General features: G+C 53.7%; 24 protein-coding genes. 4 read left to right on the forward strand and 20 right to left on the reverse strand.

Going from position 1 to position 25,369, the window contains the following annotated elements; all coding sequences use genetic code 11:
* Positions 1-1,614: a PHA/PHB synthase family protein gene (locus tag ACIQW9_RS06190; protein WP_402334278.1), complete on the reverse strand. Its 1,614-nt coding sequence runs from the start codon at positions 1,612-1,614 to the stop codon at positions 1-3.
* Between the two features lie 55 nt (positions 1,615-1,669).
* Here ACIQW9_RS06190 and ACIQW9_RS06195 point away from each other — a divergent pair, with 55 nt between their 5' ends.
* Entirely contained in the window at positions 1,670-1,933 is a 264-nt protein-coding gene (locus tag ACIQW9_RS06195) for a hypothetical protein (protein WP_402334281.1), read from the forward strand.
* Between the two features lie 31 nt (positions 1,934-1,964).
* Here ACIQW9_RS06195 and pgeF read toward each other — a convergent pair whose 3' ends face one another.
* On the reverse strand, positions 1,965-2,717 hold the full coding sequence (gene pgeF / locus ACIQW9_RS06200) for a peptidoglycan editing factor PgeF (RefSeq protein ID WP_402334284.1): 753 nt from the start codon (positions 2,715-2,717) through the stop codon (positions 1,965-1,967).
* Positions 2,718-2,763: 46 nt separating this feature from the next.
* Positions 2,764-3,744 carry an RluA family pseudouridine synthase gene (locus tag ACIQW9_RS06205; protein ID WP_402334287.1) on the reverse strand — a complete coding sequence of 327 codons (981 nt, stop codon included), beginning with the start codon at positions 3,742-3,744 and terminating at the stop codon, positions 2,764-2,766.
* A 92-nt stretch (positions 3,745-3,836) separates the two neighbouring features.
* On the opposite strand from ACIQW9_RS06205, the gene ACIQW9_RS06210 reads away from it, so the two are divergent.
* Positions 3,837-4,634, forward strand: a complete 798-nt coding sequence (locus tag ACIQW9_RS06210; RefSeq protein ID WP_041322390.1) for an outer membrane protein assembly factor BamD — start codon at positions 3,837-3,839, stop codon at positions 4,632-4,634.
* Positions 4,635-4,699: 65 nt separating this feature from the next.
* Here the strand turns inward: ACIQW9_RS06210 and yaaA are convergent, their stop codons facing one another.
* Positions 4,700-5,476, reverse strand: a complete 777-nt coding sequence (yaaA, locus tag ACIQW9_RS06215) for a peroxide stress protein YaaA (RefSeq protein WP_402334290.1) — start codon at positions 5,474-5,476, stop codon at positions 4,700-4,702.
* 30 nt (positions 5,477-5,506) lie between these two features.
* On the opposite strand from yaaA, the gene ACIQW9_RS06220 reads away from it, so the two are divergent.
* Positions 5,507-5,968: a putative toxin-antitoxin system toxin component, PIN family gene (locus ACIQW9_RS06220; protein ID WP_402337915.1), complete on the forward strand. Its 462-nt coding sequence runs from the start codon at positions 5,507-5,509 to the stop codon at positions 5,966-5,968.
* A gap of 63 nt (positions 5,969-6,031) precedes the next feature.
* Here ACIQW9_RS06220 and ACIQW9_RS06225 read toward each other — a convergent pair whose 3' ends face one another.
* The 16 genes from ACIQW9_RS06225 to ACIQW9_RS06300 form a co-directional block, all read right to left on the reverse strand.
* Complete coding sequence (locus ACIQW9_RS06225; RefSeq protein ID WP_402334293.1) at positions 6,032-7,231, reverse strand: tetratricopeptide repeat protein; 1,200 nt, start codon at positions 7,229-7,231, stop codon at positions 6,032-6,034.
* Positions 7,228-8,124, reverse strand: coding sequence for an ExeA family protein (locus tag ACIQW9_RS06230; RefSeq protein WP_402334296.1), 897 nt, complete (start codon positions 8,122-8,124; stop codon positions 7,228-7,230). The genes ACIQW9_RS06225 and ACIQW9_RS06230 overlap by 4 nt, the downstream gene beginning before the upstream one ends.
* Before the next feature lie 9 nt (positions 8,125-8,133).
* Entirely contained in the window at positions 8,134-9,882 is a 1,749-nt protein-coding gene (gene mshL, locus ACIQW9_RS06235; protein WP_402334299.1) for a pilus (MSHA type) biogenesis protein MshL, read from the reverse strand.
* 14 nt (positions 9,883-9,896) lie between these two features.
* Positions 9,897-10,277: a hypothetical protein gene (locus ACIQW9_RS06240; protein ID WP_402334302.1), complete on the reverse strand. Its 381-nt coding sequence runs from the start codon at positions 10,275-10,277 to the stop codon at positions 9,897-9,899.
* Positions 10,262-10,924, reverse strand: coding sequence for an MSHA biogenesis protein MshJ (locus ACIQW9_RS06245; RefSeq protein WP_402334304.1), 663 nt, complete (start codon positions 10,922-10,924; stop codon positions 10,262-10,264). Before ACIQW9_RS06245 ends, ACIQW9_RS06240 begins: the two co-directional genes overlap by 16 nt.
* Before the next feature lie 38 nt (positions 10,925-10,962).
* Complete coding sequence (locus tag ACIQW9_RS06250; protein ID WP_402334307.1) at positions 10,963-11,691, reverse strand: PilN domain-containing protein; 729 nt, start codon at positions 11,689-11,691, stop codon at positions 10,963-10,965.
* Complete coding sequence (locus ACIQW9_RS06255) at positions 11,688-12,530, reverse strand: agglutinin biogenesis protein MshI (RefSeq protein WP_402337917.1); 843 nt, start codon at positions 12,528-12,530, stop codon at positions 11,688-11,690. Before ACIQW9_RS06255 ends, ACIQW9_RS06250 begins: the two co-directional genes overlap by 4 nt.
* Positions 12,531-12,785: 255 nt before the next feature.
* Positions 12,786-16,838, reverse strand: coding sequence for a DUF6701 domain-containing protein (locus ACIQW9_RS06260; protein WP_402334310.1), 4,053 nt, complete (start codon positions 16,836-16,838; stop codon positions 12,786-12,788).
* 252 nt (positions 16,839-17,090) lie between these two features.
* On the reverse strand, positions 17,091-17,522 hold the full coding sequence (locus tag ACIQW9_RS06265; RefSeq protein ID WP_402334313.1) for an agglutinin biogenesis protein MshP: 432 nt from the start codon (positions 17,520-17,522) through the stop codon (positions 17,091-17,093).
* A 35-nt stretch (positions 17,523-17,557) separates the two neighbouring features.
* Entirely contained in the window at positions 17,558-18,439 is an 882-nt protein-coding gene (locus tag ACIQW9_RS06270) for a prepilin-type N-terminal cleavage/methylation domain-containing protein (RefSeq protein WP_402334315.1), read from the reverse strand.
* On the reverse strand, positions 18,436-18,999 hold the full coding sequence (locus tag ACIQW9_RS06275) for a type II secretion system protein (protein WP_402334317.1): 564 nt from the start codon (positions 18,997-18,999) through the stop codon (positions 18,436-18,438). The genes ACIQW9_RS06270 and ACIQW9_RS06275 overlap by 4 nt, the downstream gene beginning before the upstream one ends.
* Positions 18,989-19,504, reverse strand: a complete 516-nt coding sequence (locus ACIQW9_RS06280; RefSeq protein ID WP_402334320.1) for a prepilin-type N-terminal cleavage/methylation domain-containing protein — start codon at positions 19,502-19,504, stop codon at positions 18,989-18,991. The genes ACIQW9_RS06275 and ACIQW9_RS06280 overlap by 11 nt, the downstream gene beginning before the upstream one ends.
* A 73-nt stretch (positions 19,505-19,577) precedes the next feature.
* The gene (locus ACIQW9_RS06285) at positions 19,578-20,042 is read right to left on the reverse strand and encodes a type II secretion system protein (protein ID WP_402334323.1); all 465 of its coding nucleotides are present in this window, start codon (positions 20,040-20,042) and stop codon (positions 19,578-19,580) included.
* 31 nt (positions 20,043-20,073) lie between these two features.
* The gene (locus ACIQW9_RS06290; protein ID WP_402334326.1) at positions 20,074-20,631 is read right to left on the reverse strand and encodes a type II secretion system protein; all 558 of its coding nucleotides are present in this window, start codon (positions 20,629-20,631) and stop codon (positions 20,074-20,076) included.
* Positions 20,632-20,639: 8 nt separating this feature from the next.
* Positions 20,640-21,869 (reverse strand): type II secretion system F family protein, encoded by a 1,230-nt coding sequence (locus ACIQW9_RS06295; RefSeq protein ID WP_402334329.1) that lies wholly within the window; start codon positions 21,867-21,869, stop codon positions 20,640-20,642.
* 446 nt (positions 21,870-22,315) lie between these two features.
* Complete coding sequence (locus ACIQW9_RS06300) at positions 22,316-24,019, reverse strand: GspE/PulE family protein (RefSeq protein WP_402334332.1); 1,704 nt, start codon at positions 24,017-24,019, stop codon at positions 22,316-22,318.
* Between the two features lie 238 nt (positions 24,020-24,257).
* On the opposite strand from ACIQW9_RS06300, the gene ACIQW9_RS06305 reads away from it, so the two are divergent.
* On the forward strand, positions 24,258-25,037 hold the full coding sequence (locus ACIQW9_RS06305) for an oxepin-CoA hydrolase, alternative type (RefSeq protein WP_402334335.1): 780 nt from the start codon (positions 24,258-24,260) through the stop codon (positions 25,035-25,037).
* Positions 25,038-25,369 lie beyond the last annotated feature (332 nt).

The following is a 25,369-nucleotide window of genomic DNA, read 5'->3' on the forward strand; positions in this document are numbered from 1 at the left end:
TTAGCTTGCCTTCACCTTCACATAACGACCCGGCGCGGCTTCGATCGGCTTGAACTGAGCGTTCCCCATCTTGTGCGGCGCCTTTACTTTTTTACCCGCATGCTGCGCCAGAAAATCGCTCCATGCCGGCCACCAGCTGCCAGCCACTTCCGTGGCGCCAGCCAGCCATGACAGCGCATCTGTCTCCCTCTGATCATTGATCCAGTAATGGCGTTTGCTCTTGCCAGGCGGATTGATCACGCCGGCAATGTGACCGGCCGCACCGAGCACAAAACGATTTTGCTGCAGCTTCTTGCGATTCAAGATAGCGGTCGATGCATAGGCGCTGGTCCACGGCACGATGTGATCGTCGCGCGAACCGTAAATAAAACTGGGGGCATCGATTTTGCCAAAATCTATTTTTTTGCCTGCCAGCTTGAATTTCCCTAACTGCTTCAAATTGTTTTCCAAATAGGTATTGCGCACATACCAGCAATACATGGGGCCCGGCAGATTGGTGCTGTCGGCATTCCAGTACAGCATGTCGAAAGGCACCGGATTTTCGCCCTTCAGGTAATTGGATGTCACGTAATTCCAGATCAGTTCATTCGAGCGCAAGCTGGCAAACGCCGCATTGAAATCCAGCCCCTTCATCAAGCCGCCGTGCCCAATCAATTCCTCAGTTTCCTTGATCTTTGCTTCATCGATATACACATCAAGAATGCCGGTATCGGAAAAATCAAGGAAGGTCGTCAGCAAAGTCAGGCTCGCCGCCGGTTTCTCGCCGCGCGCGCATGCCAGCGCCAGTGCATTTGCAAGCATGGTGCCGCCTACGCAAAAACCCAGTACATTGATTTTTTCCTGTGCAGAGACAGCTTGTGCGACGCTGATCGCCTGCAGCACACCACTTTCCACATAGTCATCCCAGGTCGCATGCGCAATCGATGCATCGGCATTACGCCACGAAATCAGGAATACCGTGTGCCCCTGCTCGACTGCGTAACGCACGAAGGAATTATGTGGCTGCAAATCGAGAATGTAGTATTTATTGATGCAGGGCGGCACCAACAGCAGCGGCCGCTCGTACACGGTGGGCGTCAGCGCCTTGTATTGCAGCAACTGGAACAAATCATTCTCGAAAATCACCGCACCTTCGGTAATCGCCACATTGCGACCGACTTCAAATGCCGATTCATCGCTTTGCGAAATACGGCCTTTTTGCATATCTTCAAACAGGTGCTTGAGACCATTGGTCAGGCTTGCGCCATTGGTCTCGACAATTTTCTGCTGCGCTTCCGGGTTAGAAAAAAGAAAATTTGCCGGCGACATCGCGTTGACCATCTGCTCTACCCCAAAGCGAATTTTTTGCTTTACCTTGGGCGTGACCTGTATCGCATCCGCCATCGCCGCCAGGAATTGTGCGTTCAGCAAATACACGGACGCATTGAAAGCATGCAAGGTACTCGATTGCCATGCAGCAGCGGAAAAACGCTTGTCGGCAAGCGGCGGCACTTGCGCCGTCAGCATCTGCTGCCATAAAGTCAAAAATTTTTGCGCATAGTCGCGCTGCAATTCCGCAGCAACGGCGGGATCGATAAGCACGGCAGAAGACGGAGGCAATTCAGGCTTATTCATACTGGCAATTCTCTTTTCGAGTATCTTTGCGGTTTGAGTAACTTCACATACTTATATGTACATTATTGCCATCGCATGGATTTACGTCGTTTTCATGATGTCCATCATGGAAACATCCGTCATCGCGGGCATCATGACCTTCCTGCTGTACGGCGTCCTGCCGGTTTCGATTATTGTATACGTGATGGGCGCCGGACAGCGCAAGCGCAAACGTCAGGTGCAGGAAATGCAGCGGCGCGAAGAAATGATGAACAATGCGGAGCGGGAAAAAAGCGCAATGAAGAGCGCGCCATCGGCTGAATGCCGGCCCGAAGTTTGAACTGCAGTCTTGCCGGCAGCGTACTGCCTGCTTATTCCAGCCAGACCAGAGAGGCCATGCGTCCGGTGACACCATCGCGGCGATATGAATAAAAGCGCCGGGTTTCGCTGACTGTACAGAAATTGCCGCCACTGACATCCATCACGCCGACGTTTGCCAGGGTGGATCGCGCCAGTTGATAAATGTCGGCCAGATATTTCCCGGGACGCGCGGCGACAGGCTGGAAGGCATGGCGCATGAGCGGATCTTTCGCCGCAAAAACCTGCAGCACCTCTTCCCCCACCTCAAATTGCATAGGCCCGATCGCCGGGCCCAGCCACGCATGCAGCGTGTCGCCTCCGGCGGCGCGCATGGCGGCCACCGTATTTTCCAGTACGCCGCCTGCCAGACCGCGCCAGCCGGCATGCGCCGCACCGACGACACGCCCAGCCGCATCGGCGAACAAAACCGGTAGGCAATCTGCCGTCATGATCGCGCACACCACGCCGCGCTGCGTCGTAAAGCTGGCATCGGCAGACGGCGCATCATTCACCTTTGCCGCATCGAGCACGGTCGTACCATGCACTTGCGTCAGCCACGCCGGTTCGGCCGGCAGATGACGGCGAATCTGCGCACGATTAAGCTGCACGCAATCGCTTGCATCGCCGACATGCACGCCCAGATTCAATCCACCACCGCCCTGCCCATCGTCATACGGCGCCGGACTGTTGCCGCAGGGGCGCGTGGTTGCCAAGGCGCGCACGCCAGGCAGTTTCTTACCCCATTGCGGCAGTATCAATTCCATGATCGGACGGGAGTGCGAACGTGCATGAGAGAAAATGAAGAACGCTTCAGTAGGCTTTGATGCCGCTACGTGCAATCAGATCGGCAAAGTCCTGCGGCAATTCGGACGACCATTCGACTGCCTCACCCGAGACTGGATGGATCAGACCGAGGCGGCGTGCATGCAAAGCCTGACGCGGGAACACGGTAGTCAAATGCTGCTTGCCGTACAAGGCATCGCCGACCAGCGCAAAACCTATCGATTGCATATGCACGCGTATCTGATGCGTGCGTCCTGTTTCCAGCTGACACATCATCAGACTGACCGGACGGCCATCCAGCATGCCGGTTGCCAGGCGCTGGAAATGCGTAAGTGCAGGTTTGGCGGTCAAATTCTCGGAAACCGCCATCTTGACGCGATCACGCGAATGACGACCGATGGAGGTATCCACTTTGCCCGACACGTTGGGCGTGCCCCACACCAGCGCCAGATATTCGCGCTTGACGGTACGCGCCTGCAACTGGCGCACCAGATCGGTATGCGCCACCAGCGTTTTTGCCACCACCATCAAGCCGCTGGTGTCCTTGTCCAGCCGGTGCACGATACCGGCGCGCGGCACACCGGCAATTGCCGGCAGGTAATGCAGCAAGCCGTTCAGCAGCGTACCCGACCAGTTGCCGGCCGCCGGATGCACAACCAGCCCGGCCGGTTTGTCTATGACCAGAATCGCCGCATCCTCATAGGCAATGTTCAAATCCATCGCTTCCGGTTTGAACGCCTCGTCTTCCGGTGCAGGCTGAGGATAAATCACGACTTTTTCATCGCCGTACACGGTCATTTTGGCGCGCGCAATCTCGCCGTCGACGCTGACATGGCCTGCATCTATCCATTGCTGCAAACGACTACGGGAATATTGCGGAACAAGAGTGGAAAGCACCTTGTCCAAGCGGACGCCGCAGACTGCAGGCGTCAAATCCAGCTCTATCGGCGGAACGTCAAGCAAATCGCCGTCCGCTTCGTCCATGCCGTCCAAATCGCCTGTCGGCATTGTTTTATTCTCAATCGGTGTTTCAGTTGGGTTCACTGCAAGTCCCATCGGCTATAATCATTCATTGTCTGGCGGTATCCTCGCAAAATCTCATGCAAAAACAAATGTTAAAACTTACTTATATTGCTCTTGCCTTTTTGTTGTCCGCATGTAGCCTCACACCCGACCAAATCGACGAGACCAAAAACTGGTCGCCGTCCAAATTATACTCGGAGGCTCGTGAAGAGATGAATACCGGCAATTACGAAAAAGCCGTTAGTCATTTCGAAAAGCTGGAGTCGCGCTATCCATTCGGCACTTATGCCCAGCAGGCGCAGATGGAAATTGCCTACGCCTATTACCGCCAGGGCGATCAACCGCAGGCACTGGCCGCTGTCGAACGCTTCATCAAGCTGCATCCGGATCATCCGAACGTCGATTACATGTACTACCTGCGCGGCCTGATCAACTTCAACGACAAGGTCAGCGTTTTCGATTTCCTGTCGCGCCAGGACCCGACCGAACGTGATCCGAAAGCTGCACGTGAAGCCTTCGATTCATTCAAGCTACTGACCGAACGTTTCCCGGACAGCAAATACACACCCGATGCTTCCGCACGCCTGGCCTATCTGGTCAATGCGATGGCGCAATACGACGTGCACGTTGCGAATTACTACTATCGTCGCGGCGCCTACCTGGCGGCCGCCAACCGCGCGCAGGCAGCAGTCAAGAATTACCCGGGCGCACCGGCTGCAGAAGGCGCACTATACGTGATGATTCAGTCCTACGACGCATTGAATCTGCCGCAATTGCGCGACGATGCAGAACGTGTGATGAAAACCAACTTCCCGAACAGCGTGTATTTCCACGGCGGCCCGAAGAAGGACAAGCCCTGGTGGCAAATCTGGTAATTGATTCAGACAAAAAGCCTCGCATTGCGAGGCTTTTTTATTCGATGCTGCCGATCAGGATGCGCTCAATGCTCGATACGTCGCTTGAACATCCAGGATTTTTCAGTCGACAGTTTTTCGTCAAAAGCATAACCGTCTTCGCTAAAAGATTTGAGTTCTTCGGTGCGAACGATACCTTTTACTGCCGCATAGCGCGCCATCATGCCGCGCGCCCGTTTGGCATAAAAGGAAATAATCTTGTACTTGCCGTTTTTCCAATCCTGAAAAACAGGCGTGATGACCGGCGCGTGCAACAATGCCGGCTTGACGACCTTGAAATATTCTTCCGAGGCGAGATTGATCAGCGCCTCGGTTTTTTCTTCGGCGATACGCTGGTTCAGCGCAGTCGTCACCGTATCGCCCCAGAATGCGTACAAATCCTTGCCGGCGGGATTGGCCAGACGGGTTCCCATCTCCAGGCGATACGGCTGCATCAGATCGAGCGGGCGCAACACACCGTACAAGCCGGATAGAATACGGATATGCGATTGTGCATACGCCAGTTGTTTCGCATTCAGGCTGGCGGCGTCCAGGCCTTCATACACATCGCCATTGAAAGCCAGCATCGCCTGCTTGGAATTTTTCAACGTGAATTTCGGCGACCATGCAGCGTAGCGATTCGCATTGAGTGTCGCCAGCTGATCGGAGATGCGCATCAGACTACCGATGCGATCCGGCGCGAACTCCCGCAGAATTTCAATCAATTCTGCAGATCGCTTGATGAAGTCGGGTTTGCTGGAGATTTCTGTATGGGCAGGCGTGTCGTAATCTAGGGTTTTTGCAGGCGATAAAACAATCAACATTTTCACATCCGGACAAGAATAATTTTGGCAATGATACCTAAGCGCATCGTACTCGACACAAATGTATGTCTGGATCTGTTCGTATTCCGCGATCCACGCTGGGCTTTATTGCACGCAGCGTTGAAAAACGGCGCGGTGGAAGCGGTCACCCGCGACGACTGCCGTATGGAATGGAGCATCGTTTTGCGTTATCCGCACCTGAAACTGGACGATGCCGCACGTCTTCAGGTGGCGGCAGAATTTGATGCCCTGATACGCTGCAATCCCATGCCTGCGCTGGATGCCGAGGCGGCAAAGCTGCCGATCTGCAAGGATAAAGACGATCAGAAATTTCTGGAATTGTCGCGCGATATCAAAGCCGACGTGCTGATTACCAAGGACAAGGCGCTATTAAAGCTTGCCAGAAAAACCCGGCGCGACGGCCTGTTCGCCATCATGACGCCGGAAGCGTGGACACTGGAAACTTCCGCCTTGCCGCAAACGACAGAATGATTGCTCGTGCGACTGGCAATCGCCCATCGTCCGGCTAGGCAGAATAAAATCTGCGGCAGGACATCATGGCGCCAGCTGCTTCAATTTCTGTTCGACGAAAGCCTGCAAATCGGCTGACAGTGTGGCGCTCTCGCGTGCATGGATAAACGCTTCGCGTGCTTCGGCAGCGCGATTCTCCACCTGCAGGGAAATTCCCATACCCATCCACCACAAACCGTTTTGCGGCATCTTGCGTACGGCGGCCAGGTATTGTTCCACCGCATCCTTGTGGCGCCCTTCGCGCTGCAGCAAGGCCGCCAGAAATGCCTGGTATTCCGCCCTGTCCTGCGCATAAGGCAAGGTGCGCTGCAAAGTGTTGATCGCCGTCTGCTGCTCGCCTTTTTCAACTTGCAGGCGCGCCAGTATCATGGCAAAGCCGGCTTGTTTGGCATCGAGACTCAAGCCCTCCTGCGCACGACGTGCAGCCTCGTCCTGCCGCTTGTTGTTGATCAATAGCGCAATCAATGTTTGCCGCGCACCGGCATTTTGCGCATCGGATTGCAACGCCTGTTCGAGCAGGCTGATCGCTTCGGCAATACGACCCTGCTGCATCAATCCAGTCGCCCTGCGATAATCGTTTTCAGAGCGCTGCTGCGGTGTCAGTTCCTTGACCTGCTTGTTCAGCATGGCCGGCGCATCCGGTACTGCAGCCTTGTCCTGTGCCGCTTGCCTGCTTGCTGCCTGATTGCCGGAATCGCGCGCAGATGGCTGTGCATCAGGCATCGCCTTTATTTTTTCTACGGCCGGTTTACTGACTGCGGCTGGTGTAGCAGACAGGGCAATATTCGACTGGCTGTTGCCAGCTTTGCCAGCGGACTTGTTGGCGACGCCGGTATCGGCAACCGTATCAGCGGCGATCAAGGGCCCGGTTTCGCTGTTTGCCTGCGCGGCAGGTACAGCGGACACATCAGGCACGACCGCTTCGGCCATGATCGTCAAATCCGGCTCAAGCTTCAACGCCAATTCAGGTGGTGCAGGTGCAGGCGTTGGCACCGCTGCAAGGACAACGCTTGCCGGCATAGTCTGGACAGGCAGAGCAGGACGCAGCCATAACCACAGCAGTACACCGCCCAGCAATATCGTCGATATTGCTGCTGCAAACCATCCGGCATGGCTTTTTCTTTCCTGCGGCACTGCCCGTACCTGCCCGGCCATATTGCCACCCACAACGCCATCTGCATGACGTTGCTCCAGATCCTGCAACATCTGATTAATAATACTCATCGCAAATAAATCCAGGCCATACCTGTCAAGGCAATCAACAATCCGCCGCCAGCCAACCAGAGTACAGGTAGCGGCAACATGCGGCGCGCCGCTTCCGTATCTTTTGCCGCAGCACGAATATGCTGGGCGCGCACTTGTTGCCGGCCTTCTCCATACGCGAGCATCAAGGCCTTGTGCGCAAGAATATTCGCCAGACGCGGAATACCGCCGCTGGCTTTATGCAAGGCATGAATCGCATCGCGCGCCAGCAGGCGACTGCCGGAAAAACCGGCAACATTCAATCGGTGTACGACATAGAAATCCAGATCGTCCCGCGACAGGGGACTGAGGCGATAGTGGAAGGTAATGCGTTGCGTGAGCTGTCTGATTTCAGCCTGCTGCAATTTGACATCCAGCTCCGGCTGGCCGAACAGGACGATTTGCAGCAGCTTGCGTTTTTCCGTTTCAAGATTCGTCAACAGACGCAATGCTTCCAGGCTTTCCAGCGGCATTGCCTGCGCTTCGTCGAGACACAGCAACACGCGCTTGCCTTCGCGCGCCAGTACCAGCAAACGATGATTGATCGCCTTCAGTAATTGATGCTGATCGACTTCTTCTTCCAGTTCGATTTCCAGCTCATCCGCAAGCGCCAGCATCAGGCTGCGCGGTTCAAGATAGGGATTCGGAATATAGGCGGTGACAAAACTGTCGTCCAGCGAGGACAGGAATTTACGACACAGCAGCGTTTTACCGGTGCCGACCTCACCGGTAATCTTGATGAAGCCTTCACCACTTTTTGCCGCGATCAGCAAGGTGTTCAAGGCCTGCTGATAATTCGGGCAGGCGAAAAAATAACTGGTGTCGGGTGTAATACCAAAAGGCAATTCGCGCAAACCAAAGTGATGCTTGTACATTGCGCTCCGTTACTCCCGCACTTTGTCGCGCGGCGCCATGCCTTGAATCCGGCCTTGTGCATCCAGAATATCCTGCGACCAGCTGCTTGCATTATGGATGATGGTCGGCTTCAGCAGGATGACGAGTTCACGCTTTTGCGTTGCCTGATTGGTATTGCGGAACAGATTTCCCAAGACCGGCACATCGCCGGCACCCGGCAACTGCGAACGGTCGGATGAAGTCGCCTGCCGCATCAGGCCGCCCAGCGCAATGATGTTGCCGTCCTGCGCACGCACCACGCTATCAGTTTCGGAGGTATTGCTTTTCGCCAGCGGCAAGGTCAAAGTGCCGCCGCTGGTGCCCAGATTGACTACTTTCACTGAAGTCTGCACATCGCTGACCGAAGGATGAATGTGCAGAATGATGTTGCCCTGCTCGTCGATCTGCGGCGTCACGTCCAGCACGACACCGGAAAAGAACGGTTGCAGCGTAACGTTCGGGGTCACAGTGTTCCCCCCCACCCCACCCGAGGTAGTGATATTGCTGCTGACATTGGTGACGAAAAATTCATCGGTACCGACTTTAAGCACCGCCTTCTGATTATTCAGCGTAGCGATACGCGGGCTGGACAGCACATGCACATTGCCCTGTGTTTCCAGGAAGGAGATCAGCGCAGCGAAATTTTTGGTTTGCAATGCGAGGCCGAACATGCTGCCCAGATTAGAAACTCCCGATCTCAAATCCTGACCCGGCAAAGCATTCAAAGCGCCGCCGATAAAGGCTCCCGTTGTCGCATCAATGCTGGACGCACCGGTTGCAATCGAACCGTCGGGTCGTAGAACAGTTCCCGGTGAAATCGAACCGCCCGATATGCGGCTGCTGCCTGTCCTGAAAGCCGACCAGTTCACCCCTGTCTGAAAACCATCGTTCAATTCCACTTCAAGAATTTTTGCTTCCAGGATCACCTGCCTGTCTACCGAGAGCTGCGTCGCTTTCAAATAAGCCGAAACGCTGCGCAATTCGTCAGGCATCGCCTTGATAACGACCACACCCGATTGCGGGCTGATGACAACGGTGCGTCCATCCTTGCCGCTACCGACAATCGCATCCAACGCAAATTTCAACTCTGCCCAAAAATCGCTGGCAGAAGTCGTGCTGATCTTGCTGCTTTCCAGTGCGGCGAGATTGGCACCGGAATTATTGCTGTTTGAATTATTGTTGTTTTGCGTATTCGAGTTGTTGCCGTTGTTTTGTCCCTGTACGCTGACCGAACCGGAAATCACACGTGTATTCGAGGCGCCCTTGCGATTGCCGGTCAGATAGTTCACCTGGAAGATACTGGTTTGCATGGTCAGCGGCTTGATAACGATGCGCGAACCTTCCACCTTGTAATCGTAACCGTACAAATCCTTGATCGCATCCAGCGCCTCGAACAAGGTCACGTCTTTCAGATTGGCCGATATCGTCCCGCTCACCTCTGGATGAACCAGCATGTTGTAGCGTGTACCGATCACGATCGAATTGAAGAACTGGCTGGCCTGCACATTATTGAAAGCCAGGCTGAAGCGTTCTTCCAGCGGTTGCCGCACCTGCGGCATCTCGATATTGATCGGTGGCAGCAGCGCGGCAGCAACCGCATCCTGTTTTGCCGGCTGGACGCTTGCCTGAGCAGCCTTGCTCATCTCGGCATTCATCAAATCGTAGGTTTCCCGTTTGGATGTCGGAGCTGCACATCCAGCGATAGAAATAACCACTGTGGCTAATAGAATTTTACGCACGCTTGCCTACCTCTTCACTTCCGATTATCAGGATTTTGACGACCATGAACAGACGTCAATCGCTTGCCAATACCTGGGAATAATTTCAACGTTTGAAGCTCACCGCCATTCCGCAACACCACTTCGCTTTCGGTAATCTTTACCAAAGTCGAGCCGTTGAATTTTTCGCCCAATCTGACAGTCTGGCCACTGATGATGGCCGCTCTGCGCGTTGGTGAAATAAACACCGACTGCAAAACCGTCTCACCGCTGCCACTGGTGGCCGCGCCGTCCTGCATCAGCAGGCTGGGAGGTTGCGTTGGGTCCCGCAATTGTTGTGCCCATGCTGAAGGAAGCCATGTCAGACTACCGGCCAGCGCGATCAGCAATATACGCGCGCTCATAGATTCAGCCATTTCTTGTCCAGGCTTAAAGTAAACAGCGTCAAGGTCAGGGTTGCCTTCGGATACTCATCCACCGTCAATTCCGCATTCCCCCAGAATAGCTGCCAAGGCATGTTTTCCAGCGACTTCATGTAAGCCATCATGTCCATGTAACTGCCTTGAACCTTGAGTTCGACCGTATGTTTGAAAACACCTTTTACGGCATCGGACTCTTCATCGGCCAACGATATCGGCAACGCATCCGACGCCGGCTTTTCGTCTGTGTCGACTGCGTCGTTCAATCTTTTTACCGGCAGCGTTTTCAGCGACAGCAAAAGCAGTTTGTCATTTTTCTTCAATACGCTTTCGAGCAAGGCCGCCATTCTGTCCGGCGGCACCAGGCCTTTTTGCACATCGCCCAAGGCATCGTTCATCTGCTGCGCACGTTGCCGTAAGGCCTGCATGCGCACGCGGATGTCGTAATCCGGATCGTTAGCCTGCGCTTTCACTCTTTGCTGAATCTGATTCTGAATATCGGCGATCTGCGCTTGCTGCTCCTTGATCTGCTGCGACAGCTTGCTCTGCTTCGCATATTGCGGATCGAGCAGCGCTGCATTAATCAGCAACACCAGAATCAGCATGGCGATTGCAAAAATAATGGCGCGCTCGCGCAGAGACATGGCGTCAATTTTCAACGCCAATTTGTGCCATGCCTGCTTCATTTGCCTTCCCCTGCCGCTTTGCGTATCTGCTCTTGTAGATTGAACGCCGGTAGACCGAAAGTATCCGATTCGTCAGCCAGACCTTTTTGCATTTTCACACTGGAAGAATGCAGATTGAAATTGATGTAGCCAGCCGGTGCAGCAGGCTTCTCTCCCGGCGCGAGAGGTTTATCGCTCTTGGGCAACTGCATTTCCAGCGTGGAAAAAGAAGCGCCCTGCATGATCGGTTCCGATTTGAGACGCGTCAGATAGGCTGGCACCGACTCCGGACGCAAGGCGCCGCCCTGCAGTGAAATCGCACTGCCAGCTCCCTGTATCGTGAAGCCGGTCAACCATACGCCATCGATGATCTGATGTGCAAAAGCGCGCAGGTAATCCGCATAGCCGTCGGTATTGCCCAACTCGCCCTTGCGTAAAACATCCGACACCTGTTGCAAGGACTTCACTTGCGCCTCGGCCCGCCGCAACCTGGCTTCCAGCCGCATGTCTTTTTCGCGCGGCGCATAGTCTGCCGTCACCTTCGCCAGCTGATTTTGCGCCAGTTGCAATTGCGTCGTCACCGATTTCTGCTCGTTCTGCAATGCAGACAACTGGTAGGACGCATAGGCAGTCAGCAGCAAGGCTGCCGCCAGAATGACGCCCAACACCTGCACCATCGTCAATGCGGAAAAATGTTTTTCCTGCTTGAGGAAAATCGGATTGAATAAATTGATCTGCTGGCTCATAGCGCTACCGTTTCCTGCCGCAATGCGGCACCCAGAACCATGAAATAGCGCTGCTGCATCTCCAGGGATGTTAATTCCGGCGTTTTTGTAAAATCCAGAATCGTTGCGAGATCCAGAATTTCAACCGGGATATACAAATGCTCGGCCAGATAAGAAACCAGATTTTCAGCTTCGCCGTACAGCGGCGCCAGCATCAGTTTCGACAGGGTTATGTAGTGGTATTGCCGCTCAAAATAATCCAGTGAACGTTGCAGCTCCAGCGTTACGCGTTCGTGGCAGGCCTGTCGCTGCTCTTCGTCCGTTTGCATCAATTGCTCAAGCGTGACATCAATACGGCGCGACAGATAAAGTTCGCCCGCATAAGTCATGGTCAACAGACCGCCTTCCGCATTGAACGACAACAGCGCCACGCCGCGCTCCGGCTGCTCCAGCAAGGCAGCCAGATTGCGTTGCGCCATCTCGGGAATATCAATCACGCGCAAGGAAATTTTCGTGTCGCTGAATAGCGTCTGCCGCTGTTCAATCAACTGGTTGCGCGCCGCCACCGCATACATCTGGTGATTACGATTGCCTGCATTTTTATCCAGCGGGACATCCAGTACATCGACCGTTGCATCGTCGATATGGAAATCCAGCATATCTTTCAAACGCCAGCGTATTGCCGTCTTCAATTCGTCGGCAGGCACATTGGGAGCTTCAACGGACAGCAATTGATATTCATTGGCCGCCATCAGATTGATGCAGTGATAGCGCTCTGCATGCAATTCCCTGGCGAGCTTCTCCAGCACGGCCGGAACCGCAGCCCCTTGCAATGCAAACGAAGTCGCCAATTCTACCACCGGCCTCGCCGAAGGCGAGCGCTTTACACTGGCAACGCTAATGCTATCGGGTTGTATGCATACAACCATCCAGTCTGCGATCTTGTGGTTTTTTCTGAACAAACTCATCCTGAAATTTTCGTCTAGAACCTGCGTGAACTTAGGGGATTAAACTATTGATGTCAATCGCTTTTCCGTCTCGCGGCTTCATAAAAAGGAAAGGGAAAACGATTAACAACGTATTTGTAAATTTTCGTCAACTATTCGGTTAATTCATCAATAAATCTCGCGTAGATAAACCACCGGCCCGCTTCTGAATATGCCGAGGGTAGCGCGTGCGCCCGGATCATCATCGTAGAGAGTGCCATTCCATTTTCCCTGCAGCCACGGCATGTTGGCAGATGTCGCAGCACATACTGTGCCCGGCGTGTTGTCGCTAGCCAGATCGATGCAAACATCCACGCTACCTTTTGCAGTTGGCGTAGGAAGCGGTTTTTTCACGGTGATGGAAGACTGGCCTGCAGCAAAGGAAAGTGGCGACGCGATGAAATTATTTGCCGGCATATTGCTCGCATTCAGACCAAGCAGCTGATTTTGCAGTTTGATGGCCGATGCATCTATAACAGTGCAATTGTCATCTGTGTTGGTCACAAAGCCGGTGCCATTTTTCCAGTACTCTGCGGTTGCCTGTAACGATGCATTCATCAACTCCGAACCGTTGACATTCGCCAGTTTCAGGCGGCCGAAGCGCAGCGCTGTTGTATTCGACAGTCCGCTGGTAACGGATACCGACGCACCGTTCAGAGATGTGATGTTGACGCCGTCCGAATCTGTAATCGTTGCCTTGAGTGCGAAATTCTCGTATGAACCATCCGGAGCCGTATTGCGACCAAAACTGTAATTGGCGAGATTGACGATATACGCACCGGCAGTCCACGCAAAGGCGGGCAAACCCGGAGTCAGGCGATTATTCAAGGGGCTAATTGCTACCCCTGCATTGTCCCCGGCGATCGTAAAGGTGGAAAGATGGGAATATCCGGTGCCAAAACGCGCGAGTTGTGTACCGTTTGCACTCATGGCCTGCAAGCCAATGGCAACTCCCAGCGCAGGCTGTCCCATATAGGTAAATTTGTTTTCGCATGCCGCCGTCAGCGTGGCCGTCACATCGTAATGATCCGGCCTGAAACGCCCTGCTGATAGCGTGCTACTACCTATTGTGCATCCGTAACGTCCACCGCTGGCTGCATTTGTTGCACTGCCATTCAGGCAATCCGGTGATGTACCGTGATTGACACCATTCACAACCCCTGTCACCTGATCAACAGCAGTAAAGTCGGGATCAAAGACAGCAGTAAAGTCCGTAGGCGCGATGTTGAAATCCAGCGTTCCAACATCGTCATATTGGAAGGTGCCTTGTGACGTTATGCCACTTGCCGCAGAAAAATCCCCACTCAAAGGAATATTGGTGCTTCCAGGAGTTGCTGTTACCTGCGCCAGATTCAATGTCGGGGTTCCATCGTAACCCGTGACTGAAGTTGCAGTGATATGAAAATCTGTGCCGGCCGCATAGGGCCCAGGCGTACCTGCATCAGTGGATAGATTGAACCGTTGCGGTCGTATTGCAAAATTATCTGTCGAACAGGTTGATATCCCACCTGAGGTCATCCGAGCCTTTACGTTCTTTGCAGCATTCGCATAGTTAATTCCATTAACTGTTCCAATTCCATTAGTCAGATTGATCGTCTGCGATGTGACCAAACCGGCGGCCGTACCATCACAATTGCCAGCGATGGTCGGATCCACCAGTGTCACCGTGACAGAACCGTTATTAGAAGTATCGATCGCACTATTTCTAATTGCCAAAATACGCAAATTGAAAGAAGTATTCGCCAACTTGGTATAGATCGGAGTGGCCGGCGTGTTAGTACTTGTTTCAACCGCATCGAAACAGGCACTGACAAAACTCACACTGCAATTTGTTGCACCGGTATCGCTCAAACAAGTCGTTGCATTGCCCGCGCTCGGTGACGTCGCCGATGTGCCGGCAATGCTGGCAGTGGCATTGTTATTATTGCTGTTGCTTAACGTTGTCGTTGTCTGCCCGCCAGTAAAGGTAACGGAATTCGATAAAAAACTCAGTGTGCCGCTACCGCTTGTCTTGTTAACGACAAGATTGACAGTCACTGAACCCGTATACAAGGCCGTGCAAGCGGCATCCGCACAAGCCTTGACCGTCACTCCTCCCGATCTGCACATCTTGCCAGGATATTCGAGCTGGATGTGATGCAGCGTCAGCACCTGCTGCGTAATGGAACATACCTGCAGCGAATCGATTTCATGTATGTTGCCACTGCCGCCAGTCGCCCCTGTGTAGGAAAGGCTCCAATTGGTTGGTACCGCAGCTTGCCCCGGCTCAGCCTTGGCATCAAATACCGGCACAACAAAACCATAACTGTTGCCAGTGCCGGTGGTATCGCGCTCAACTGAGGTCCATCCATGAACACCGTCGCTATGATCAACGATGATGCGGTATTTGTGCCCCGGCGCAGCGGTTGCAGATGCTGCATTATCAATACCCACTGGCAGGGTTCCGGTGCCGCGTAAATATGAGTAGCCAGTGAAACCGCTGCCCGAACCGCGAATAGCGACGGAATCTGGTGTAAATCCCGGTGCGCTGCCTCCTGATCGTCCTTCGGTGTTGCTGGAATAATTGCCGAACTCATCCAGTGCAACTCCAAGCCAGCCACCGGAAAAACCTTCATGCGTCGTGTCCCCCCCGAGGCTAGTCTGCTTCGGTGCATAACCCAACGACCCGCCGAACGCACCGGCGATCGGTGACTCCGCAGCGTCTGACAACACAATGCCCATACCATCCGCGCCCGTACCAGCATACGAATATTGCATGAACTCGATAACGATCTTATTGCCCGCGGCAGGAAATAACCTCTGCAGTGTCGCGTAGGTCGATACCTGCGCGGAATTATTGGTTAGTCGCAACCTGTTATTCACAATAGCCGGATTGCCAAACGTTCCACCTACATTACCAACCAGCCAGTCAGTGCCAGGAGCACCATTCGCCCGATCGAAACCATCACCAAAACAGGACAAACCACCCGAAGGATTGATTGCCAATGATTGTGTCGCGCCCAAATCCGCATTGCCATTGGCCGTGGCCTGTCGCGTACCGGTAGCGCCAAAAGCCGGGCGCAACTCATAGTTCATTTCCATGGCCAGCCCCGCCGCATCAGGCACTGGTCGCGATGCGATATCCACGGCTTCGGTCATGCCACCGGGCGGCGTCCAGGTGCCGGAACTGCTGTATTCATGCACGGTTACCAGCATGCTGTTGGCTTTGCTGGTGATGACGCTGGGCGCAGTGTGCGTAGTCGCGCTGTTGGTCGCTGCCCCGGCTTCATTCGCGATGGGCGTCACCAAATCCGCACCGCTGAAGGCAGTGATACCGCCTACGGCACCCACATGGGTGCCCCCGGAAAAGGTCCATGAATAGCTAGCAGGATCGCTACCTGTTGCAACCCGGTAGTAAGTCTGTAAAGTGCTGGAGTTGGTCCCGCTACGCACGACCTGCCGTACCAGAATCCAGCCGCTGGGTGGTGTCACGACAATTCCGTTCAATCCAACAGAGATCGATGCAATCATGATGTCATCAGCCAGCACGCCCACCGGCTTGTTGATGGTCAGGACATTGCCACCAGCCGGACGCAGCACAAGCAATGCTCCCGTACTCTCTGCGCTAGTGTTCGTGGTGGCGACAACAGGACCGACTGCGCCCGGCTGCCGCGGCCCCGTATCGAACAGCCCCAGTCCGGAATCGTTGCCACTGCTGGTAACGGAAAAAAACCGCCTGGTCCAGGTCAGCCCTCCGGTAGTAGTCATGTTGAGTTGACCTGGATCGTCAGCCATATGGTTGGCGAACACTACCCACGCGCCATTGGTGACTGGATTGACGCTGCCGGATTCGATAGTCGTATCGCTGGCAGACATGGCCGAGGAAAAAGGAACGTCGAACGGCATCGTCTGATCCACGCCCCGATAGGCGACGCAACGGGAAATAATGCTATTACCGCCGGAATGAGTAATCGTTGGATTACTGATCGAGGTATTCGCCGCGATACGCCAGAACAGCGATGCGCGATGTCCGCCAGCGGTACCGCTGGAAAGCGAATAAAGCGTGTTCCAGCCGCTTGAAATCGAATGTGCAACGTTATCGTGCGACTCCACCAGGCACAAAAGCAGGTCGCCGGTCTGGTAACTCGGCAAATTCGCGCTGATGTTGCCGGAAGAACCGTTATTTACGTTTCCCTGGCCCACATAACTAATACCGGCACTACCAGCTTGCAGAGCGGCGGAACTAGCAGCACGAAATACTACCTGCGCGGAAACATCAGTGACTAACCCCAGCAGAAAGAATAGGCAACAGACAAGCGAAAAAAAGCCGCAAAGCGCGTCTTTGCAAAATCCCCTCTTCCCCTGTTTTTTATCGTATTCCATCACTTTTATTTGTTTTTAATAGTTATTTATATTTTTAATGCGCGCTATGCTGCCAACCTTTATCAAGGTCATCTACAATCGCACCTGCACCACACGCTGCACATAATCACTGCTGTTCGGCGCAACATTCGGACACGCTCCGCCTGCCGGTATATTGCACGCCGTCGCCTGGATCACAGCGCCATTGATATTCAGTCCCAAACCGCTATCCGGCGTACACACCACCGTCACGGTAAAACTGGCCAGCGATGTACCTGCCGGCAGCGCAATACTGTTTACAACGCCGCCAGTGCAATAAGCCGGCACCTGCAACTTCTGATACACGCCCCACTCCATGCCTGCACGCGCAGCATGATAGGCACGCGTACCCTGCACGTCCAGCGCCGAGCTTTGATGCTGCACGGTTGAAATCGTGACCATTGCTACACCGAGCGCGGCCAATACCACCAGCAGGAAAATGGCGCTGACCAGACTGAAGCCGCGCATCTTGCGCGTACATGTCATACGCTGAGGGGTGACTCGCAAGGATCGTTGAAAAATCATGGCGTATTGTCCACATGAACCTGATGAAACAAGGTGACGTTACCGCTAGCGTTGCCTGGACGCTGCATGCTCAGTGTGATGCCGACCAGTGCGCTGCGTACATTGGCAAGCGCGGCGTAATTGAAATTACAGGCTGTTATGCCGCTGGCCAGCAGGCCTCTGGCAGCACTGGCCACAGGTTCGGCACTCGGCTGATTTGCCTGAATGCCGTAGCCTGAATAACGCGTCAAGGCACCAGTAAGCGGATTGCAGGCATAGGTCACCGGGGTACTGACGACCTGGAAGCGATGCGCAGGCGAACGCATGGTGACTGGTGCCTGCACCGCGAATGGATTGCTCGTCAATGTGATCGTGCGCGTGCCTGTGTTGATCCCAGCAATCTGGGCACGATTACAGGAGCCGGCACAGTTGTAGGCATTTGCCGGTTCCTGCCCCAGGTTGTAGATGACAAGCTGGTCGCCGACTTGAATCTGTTGCGCAGCTTCTGTCGGCAGAGGACCGATCACTCTGAAGCTCAAGTCGCCGCTATTGGAAAAATCGAGAATATCGCCGCCTGCTACTGCATCCTCTTCATCCAGATAACGACCACCCGTGCGAGTCAGCAGCAATTCAAGAAAGTTGGTGCCGCCAACCGTCGTGACACGCACGCTGTTCGGCAGCGCCAGACGCAGATCGCGTGAAATGCGCCGCACTGCGGTATCTGCCTCATCCGCCAATTCCGCACGGCTCACCATATCGACATAGCCCTGCACCGGCGAACGGATAAAGACCGCGACCACTGCGCCTATGATGCCGGTAATGACGATGACGATGACCATCTCCACCAACGTAAATCCGCGCCGGTATTTTCCAGAGAGAGAAAGAGATCGCTTGCTCATGGCATCAAATTCGGTGCGTAACGGGTACGGTAGCCATCCAGCCTCACCGTATCGGCGCCGTAATTCACATTGATCGTAATCAGCAAGGAATCTGTCGCCGAAATGCCGTTAAATGCCTGTGGCGTAATCGTGATCGTCGATGCGTAAACGTTCAGATTCGGAATAGCGGCACCGTTCACATCCGAGATGACAATGGCTTGCGCCACACCATATGCGGAGACGTAATCATTCACGTTATCGAAGGGACGCGTGTTTCCTGCCTCAGGGCCTACGCCTTCCGGCGTCGTCGCACATTCCGTTGCGTTGTCCGCCGTTTCCGCATTCGGATCGGCCGGATCACAAAAGGTAAAACGCGCCAGCGACACTTCTTCCAGCAATGCTTCTGCAATCGACAATGCCTGTTTGCGCAATTGCGGGTCGGCGCTGTTTTTTGTCGTCATGTTCATCACCATCAGCACGCCTATCACGGCGATGCTGACGATGACGATGAACATCACCAGTTCCACCAGCGTGAAACCGGAGCGTGCAGTGCGGGAATGTGTGCCGCGATTAATGGACATAGCCGGTTTCCGGTTCTATCGTAATCGTACTGTTGAAACCGCTGCCGGTGAACGTAATCGCCAGCAGTGTAAAAGTAGAAACTGGATCGACGTCACCGCTCTTGAACGGACGCCCCAATGCATTGAAATAAAAAATCTGGTTCGCAGGTGTGATCGTCACATCGGCGGGCAGCGCCGCGCACATCCATGTCGTGCTGCTGGCGCATGCAGCAACTGCCGGTCTGCTTGAAGGCGCCCGTACCGGATTCGCGCAAGCTGCATCGAAACAAAGGGCAATGCGCCCACCACTGAAATTGACGAAAACAGGACGATTCTGTGCAATCGCCGTTTTTTGTGCGTAACGCACCATTACGCGCGCCGTGTCGGAAAACGCACGCGTATCGAAAGTATTGCGGTCGAAAAACCGCGGCAAGGCATATAGCGAAAGAATGCCGACTAAAATCAAAACCAGGATGAGTTCGACAAGGGTAAAACCGGCATCGAACAAACGGGGTTTCACTATCACGGCATCTCCGCATTTACATAAAACAAACCCGCACCTGCTGCCAGGCACGGGCCTCCCTACACTATCGCTACTCTTAGGTACCACAACCGGTTGTGGTAACCGTAATCGTGGGGACTCCGTTTGCTGCCGCAGGCGGAGCGTAAACTACATTACAGTTGGCAATCGCTGTTCCGGAGCTGTTATTAAGTGCAAAGGTACCTGCCGTCGCAGTATTAAATCCGGTCGTGGTTGCCATGGCTGCAAGAATACCTGCAGCCGTAGGATAGCCAAAAACCAAACCTACAGATGAATTACCTTCCATGGTAATAGTTCCAGAGGCGCCAGCTTGGCCTTGTACCAAAGCCTGCGCGTGTGCAATTGCTGAAGCCGATTGCACTGCGCCGTTCATGCCATTAACCGCAGCAATCCTTGCGTCATTGGTCATATTAGTAAAACGTGGAATGGCTACCACAGCCAAAATACCCAGAATAACAATAACAACCACCAGCTCGATCAAGGTAAAACCGGCTTCTTGCTTGGAAAAAGATTTCACTTTCATTTCAAACTCCCTGTAAAAATAATCAATTAATTCAATCCCACACATACGGAACGATCTGTTCCAGCACTACACCTTCCACTACCTTCCCAGAAACCGGTCGTTCCGCCACTGGAAAACTTCTTGCTGCCAACAACAAATTCGTCTTGAAACGCAACTGCGGCAACGCGGCATCTTCGTCTTTCACATCGCTGTGCGTATCACTCTTATTACGCACGAAATACACCAGATGGCGTTCCTTTAAATCGAAATACCAGCGCCCCGATACATCGCCTTCCGGCAGTTGATCAAAATATTCGCCGGCATAATTACTCGGCTTTTGCGCCAGCCACAGCATCGGGTTCTGCTGCGCCAAATCTCCTGCTTCATTCAGGCGGCTATCCACAATTAACGATGCAACGCGCAACTGCAATGCGCTTTGCAATACACCTACCGTCTGTTCTACCGCCGTTTTTTCCACCATCTTCTGGTAGAAACGCACACGGTTGAGCAGCACCGTCGCCAGCACTGCAACAATGCAGGCCACCACCATCAACTCCAGCAGGGTAAATCCCCCTTGTCGATGCGTATATTTCGTTCTGAAGCCTGGCATATTCCGCATCAGCGACCCAAGGCTGCCTTGCCCAGATCCCATATCGGCAGGAACACGCCCAAAGCCAGAACCAGCACCAGTATCCCCAGTCCAAGAATCAGAATCGGTTCGATCTGTGCAGATAAAGTCTTCAGTTCATAATCGACTTCGCGCTCATACATGGCAGCGATTTCATCCATCAAACTATCCAGCTCTCCGGTCTCTTCACCGATCGCGATCATCTGCAGCACGACTGGCGTGAACACGCCGGTTGTCACTGCCGTACGCAAAATGCTTTCCCCGCGTTCCACACCGTCGCGCATCTGCTCGATGCGACTGGCGACATAGGTATTGCCTACTGTCTGCGCCACCACATTCAAGCCCTGCACGATGGGTACGCCGCTTTTGTTCGAGAGTGCAAAGCTGCGGGCGAAACGTGCCAACGTCCCCTTCAACATGATTTTTCCGGCAATCGGAATACGCAGCTTGAACTTGTCCCATTGATACCTGCCGTTCGTCGTATCGACATACATTTTGAAAGCGACCGCTGCACCCAACACCAGCGCCAGCAACAGATACCAGTATTGCACCGTAAAATTCGACGTACCAATCAACAGCTTGGTCATGAACGGCAGCTCGGCCTTGAAGCCTGCATACACCTTGGCAAAGGTCGGGATCACGAACAGATTGATCACGATCATTGCCACCATCAATGCCGATACTACAAAGATGGGATAACGCAACGCAGTACGAATTCGTTGACGCATATCGCGATCAAACTCGAGGTAATCGAACAAGCGCAAAAATACTTCGTCCAGCCGTCCTGTCATTTCGCCCACGCGCACCATGTTGGTATAAAACGGGTTGAACACTTTTGGATGACGGCGCATGGCGGCAGATAATTCACGCCCTGCATCCAGCGATTCGCGCAGATCCTTGACCACCAGTCCAAACGACTTGTTGATTGCCGATTCCTGCAAACCTGCCAGCCCGCGCATGATAGGCACTCCGGCCTTCAGTAAGGTGTACAACTGGCGACTGAACAATTGCACATCGATGGAACGTATCTTCGGTGCAGTCAGCTTGCTCCACCAATCATTGCCATCGCTGCCGGCAGGCCGAGTCGTTGCAATGATCTCGACTGGCGTAACGCCCGTGTTAAACAATTGGTCGGCCACGCTGCCGCTGTCCATGCCTTCAAGGACACCTTGCAACATTTCCCCACGCGCATTTCGAGCCTTGTATGCAAAAAACGGCACATCAATTCCTAAAATTAAATCATGCGCGAGAGTAAGAGAAAAAAGCTTCCTCAAACACAACTAATTGCGTCAATTAACAAAATTTAACGAATGTGTTGGAACTAGGAGCGATTAAATTTCCATGTGGAAATTTAATCGGCTTATTCTGCATTTTCCCGTCGCCGCGGAGAAATCAATATAATTTCCACACAGGAACAATCATGTGGATTAAATGAATATTGGTGGTGGGATCTTGCAGGAAAAATAGCGCATTTTCGACAGAATCGATACTTTATCGTTCTTGATAAACACGGCTGGCCTTCAACGGGCAGAAAATTGAAGGCTAAGCAATGCCAAATTTATGAGGGGATTTTGCAATAAAGAATTTGCGTGAAACAACATAGTCATTTCACGCCAACGTTCAATCCGATTCCAGATTTTGCACACGGTACCATTGCTGAGTCTGCTCAATCCTCCTGCTGATTGGTAATCCGCATCGCCTCGCTAACCGTGGTCTTGCCGGCCACAATCAGGGATACGGCATGACGCCGCAAGGTTTGGCCTGCCATTTGCCCTTCGGCAGCCTTGATGAAGTGATTAGGATCATGGCTATTAGCTGCATGGGCCACGGCGTCCGTCATTTCCAGCATTTCATACACACCGGTACGTCCGCGATAACCTGTGCCATTGCAGTGCGAACAACCGCGTCCGTGTTTGTAGTGATGCGTATTGATCGCCTCGCCCAATTCGCTAGTCAACCATTCGCGCTCTGCAGGAAGCAGCTCGTAGTCGGTCGCGCAGCTTTCGCAAATAACCCGCACCAGACGTTGTGCCAGCACCACTTGCAGCGAAGTGGCAACCATGTAACGTGGCACACCCATGTCCAGCAGACGAATCGGCGTACTGATGGCGTCGTTCGTATGCAATGTGGACAGCACCAGATGGCCGGTCAGCGCAGCGCGCATACCGATGTGCGCGGTTTCCTGATCGCGCATCTCGCCGACCAGAATCACGTCCGGATCCTGCCGTAATGCAGAGCGTAAAACGCGGGCAAAACTCAAGTCGATCTTGTCGTTGACCTGCACCTGATTGATGCCGGGCAGGCGATACTCGACAGGATCTTCGACTGTAATCAGCTTGCGTTCCAGCGAATTCAATTCTGCCAGCGCGCCATACAGGGTTGTGGTTTTACCGCTACCGGTAGGGCCGGTTACCAGTACCAGACCGTTCGGACGTCGAATGATCTGACGGAAGCGTTTCATCATCTCCACCGGCATGCCGAGGGAATCCAGCATCAAGGTGCCGCCGCTCTGATTGAGCAGCCGCATCACGACCGATTCGCCATACTGCGTCGGCATGGTCGAAATCCGCACATCGATATTTTGATGGCGTACCTTGATCGCAAAACGCCCATCCTGCGGCAGACGTTTTTCCGAAATATCCAGCTCGGACATCAACTTCAAACGCAATGCCAGCGATGCGGCAATCTTGATATCCGCTTCCGTTTGCAGATGCAGCACGCCATCGATACGAAAACGAATCTGCAAACGCCCTTCTTGCGGCTCGATATGAATATCGGATGCACGTACCTGCGTCGCATCGTCGAACACGGATTGCAGCAGCTTGACGATAGGCGCCTCTTCCAGCCCTGGCGTCATGCCCATGGTGCCGAAATCAACCGGACCGTCGCTCAAATCCTCTTCAAGCTCACGTGCAAAATCGGTGATTTCTTCAGTGCGGCGATAAATGCGATCGATCGCCTGCAACAATTCGCTTTCATTGATGACCGCGAGTTCTATATCTCTTTTGAGCGAACGGGAAATTTCATCGTAGGCAAACAGATCAGTCGGGTCGGCCATGCCGATCAGCAGCGACCTGCGGCGATCTTCCAGCACGATGGCGCGGAAGCGACGTGCCTGCGTCTCCGGCAACAGGCGCACGGTCTCCGGATTGACGTTAAAAAATTTGATATTGATATACGGGATGTCCAGCTGCCTGGCGAGCGCAGTCGATATCTGCTCTTCGGTCACCAAACCGTTTTCTACAAAAACGCGCCCGAGTTTGCGACCAGTTCGCTTTTGCTCCGTCAGAGAAAACAGGAGTTGCTCTTCGGAAATTAATTTTTGTTGAACCAGGATTTCGCCTAGACGAACCTTTTCGGGCCGGGCCATAGAGTCCTCTTAATATAAAAATACGTGCGTATTCTATGCTGGAACAATGCCATTCCAAGCGCAGTCATTGTGAATTAACAATTCAGGCACCGTCAAAGCAAACCGGCGGCATATGACAATTATTTGCAGAATTCTGCCTGCAGACGCATACGATGCAAGGGAATACACATGCAGATTCTGTACAACAGAAAGCCTTCATGTATATTCTCTGACACTGATTCACTCTATTGAGACCCCTATGTCGGCTGAAATCCGGGCATCGCGCCACGAAGCAACGCTCATACTCACGCTGTCCAATCCCGGCGCAAAAAACGCGCTGCATCCGGATATGTTCGCCGCAGCGATCGAAACATTCTCCACTGCCGAACGCGACGACTCGATACGCGCCGTCATCCTGACCGGCGCCGACAATTTTTTCTGCGCCGGCGGCAACCTCAACACCTTGCTGGAACTACGTGCGCAGGATAGAGCCGATCAGGCGGATGCAGTCGACAGCCTGCGCGGCTGGATAGAAGCGATCCGCGATTGCCCGAAGCCGGTCATTGCGGCAGTCGAAAGTGCGGCCGCAGGTGCCGGATTTTCATTGGCTTTGGCGTGCGATCTGATCGTCGCCGGCGCCAGCGCAAAATTCGCCATGTCGTATGTCAAGGTCGGCTTGACGCCGGATGGCGGCGCTTCCTGGTTTTTGTTGCAAGCCTTGCCGCGCCAGTTGGCAACCGAAATTATGCTGGAAGGAAAACCCGTTCCGGCGCAACGTTTGCACGATCTCGGCGTCATCAACCGCATCGTCGCCGATGGCTCTGCCCTGCAAACTGCGTTGGACTGGGCCGATGAACTGGCTGCATTGTCCGGCAACGCTGTCGAACGCATCAAATCGCTGGCGAGAGAAGCGCGCGATCATTCGCTGCCACAGCATTTCGAGATCGAAAAAAACCACTTCGTCGACAGCCTGAATCATCGCGATGCACAGGAAGGCATCCATGCATTCCTGGAAAAGCGCGCACCGCATTACAAATAAACCCAGAGAGAAAAGATGTGCCGATTGCCTGCGCCATCGCAGACAGGCTGGCATATCAATCGGACATTCAATTGCACGCCACACCATCCCGGGCTCTGCCCCATACCTCTCCTGATTAAGCGCTTCCTGTATCTGATGCAGCGACAGATAGGTGTTCGCATTACGCCTCGTCGCACAAAAACCGCATCCCGATAGATCTATCCAATACGGAGGCATTTTTACCGCCTTCCGGGCAATCGCAATCTGCAGCTTGTCGACGCCACCACTCCTTCCTGCGCACACATATAAAAATGCAGGAAAGTTCCCATAAGTTCCATGCAATTTGAAAAGAA

This window comes from Herminiimonas sp. NPDC097707, assembly GCF_044761395.1.
In the GTDB taxonomy this organism is placed as follows: Bacteria; Pseudomonadota; Gammaproteobacteria; order Burkholderiales; family Burkholderiaceae_D; genus Oxalicibacterium.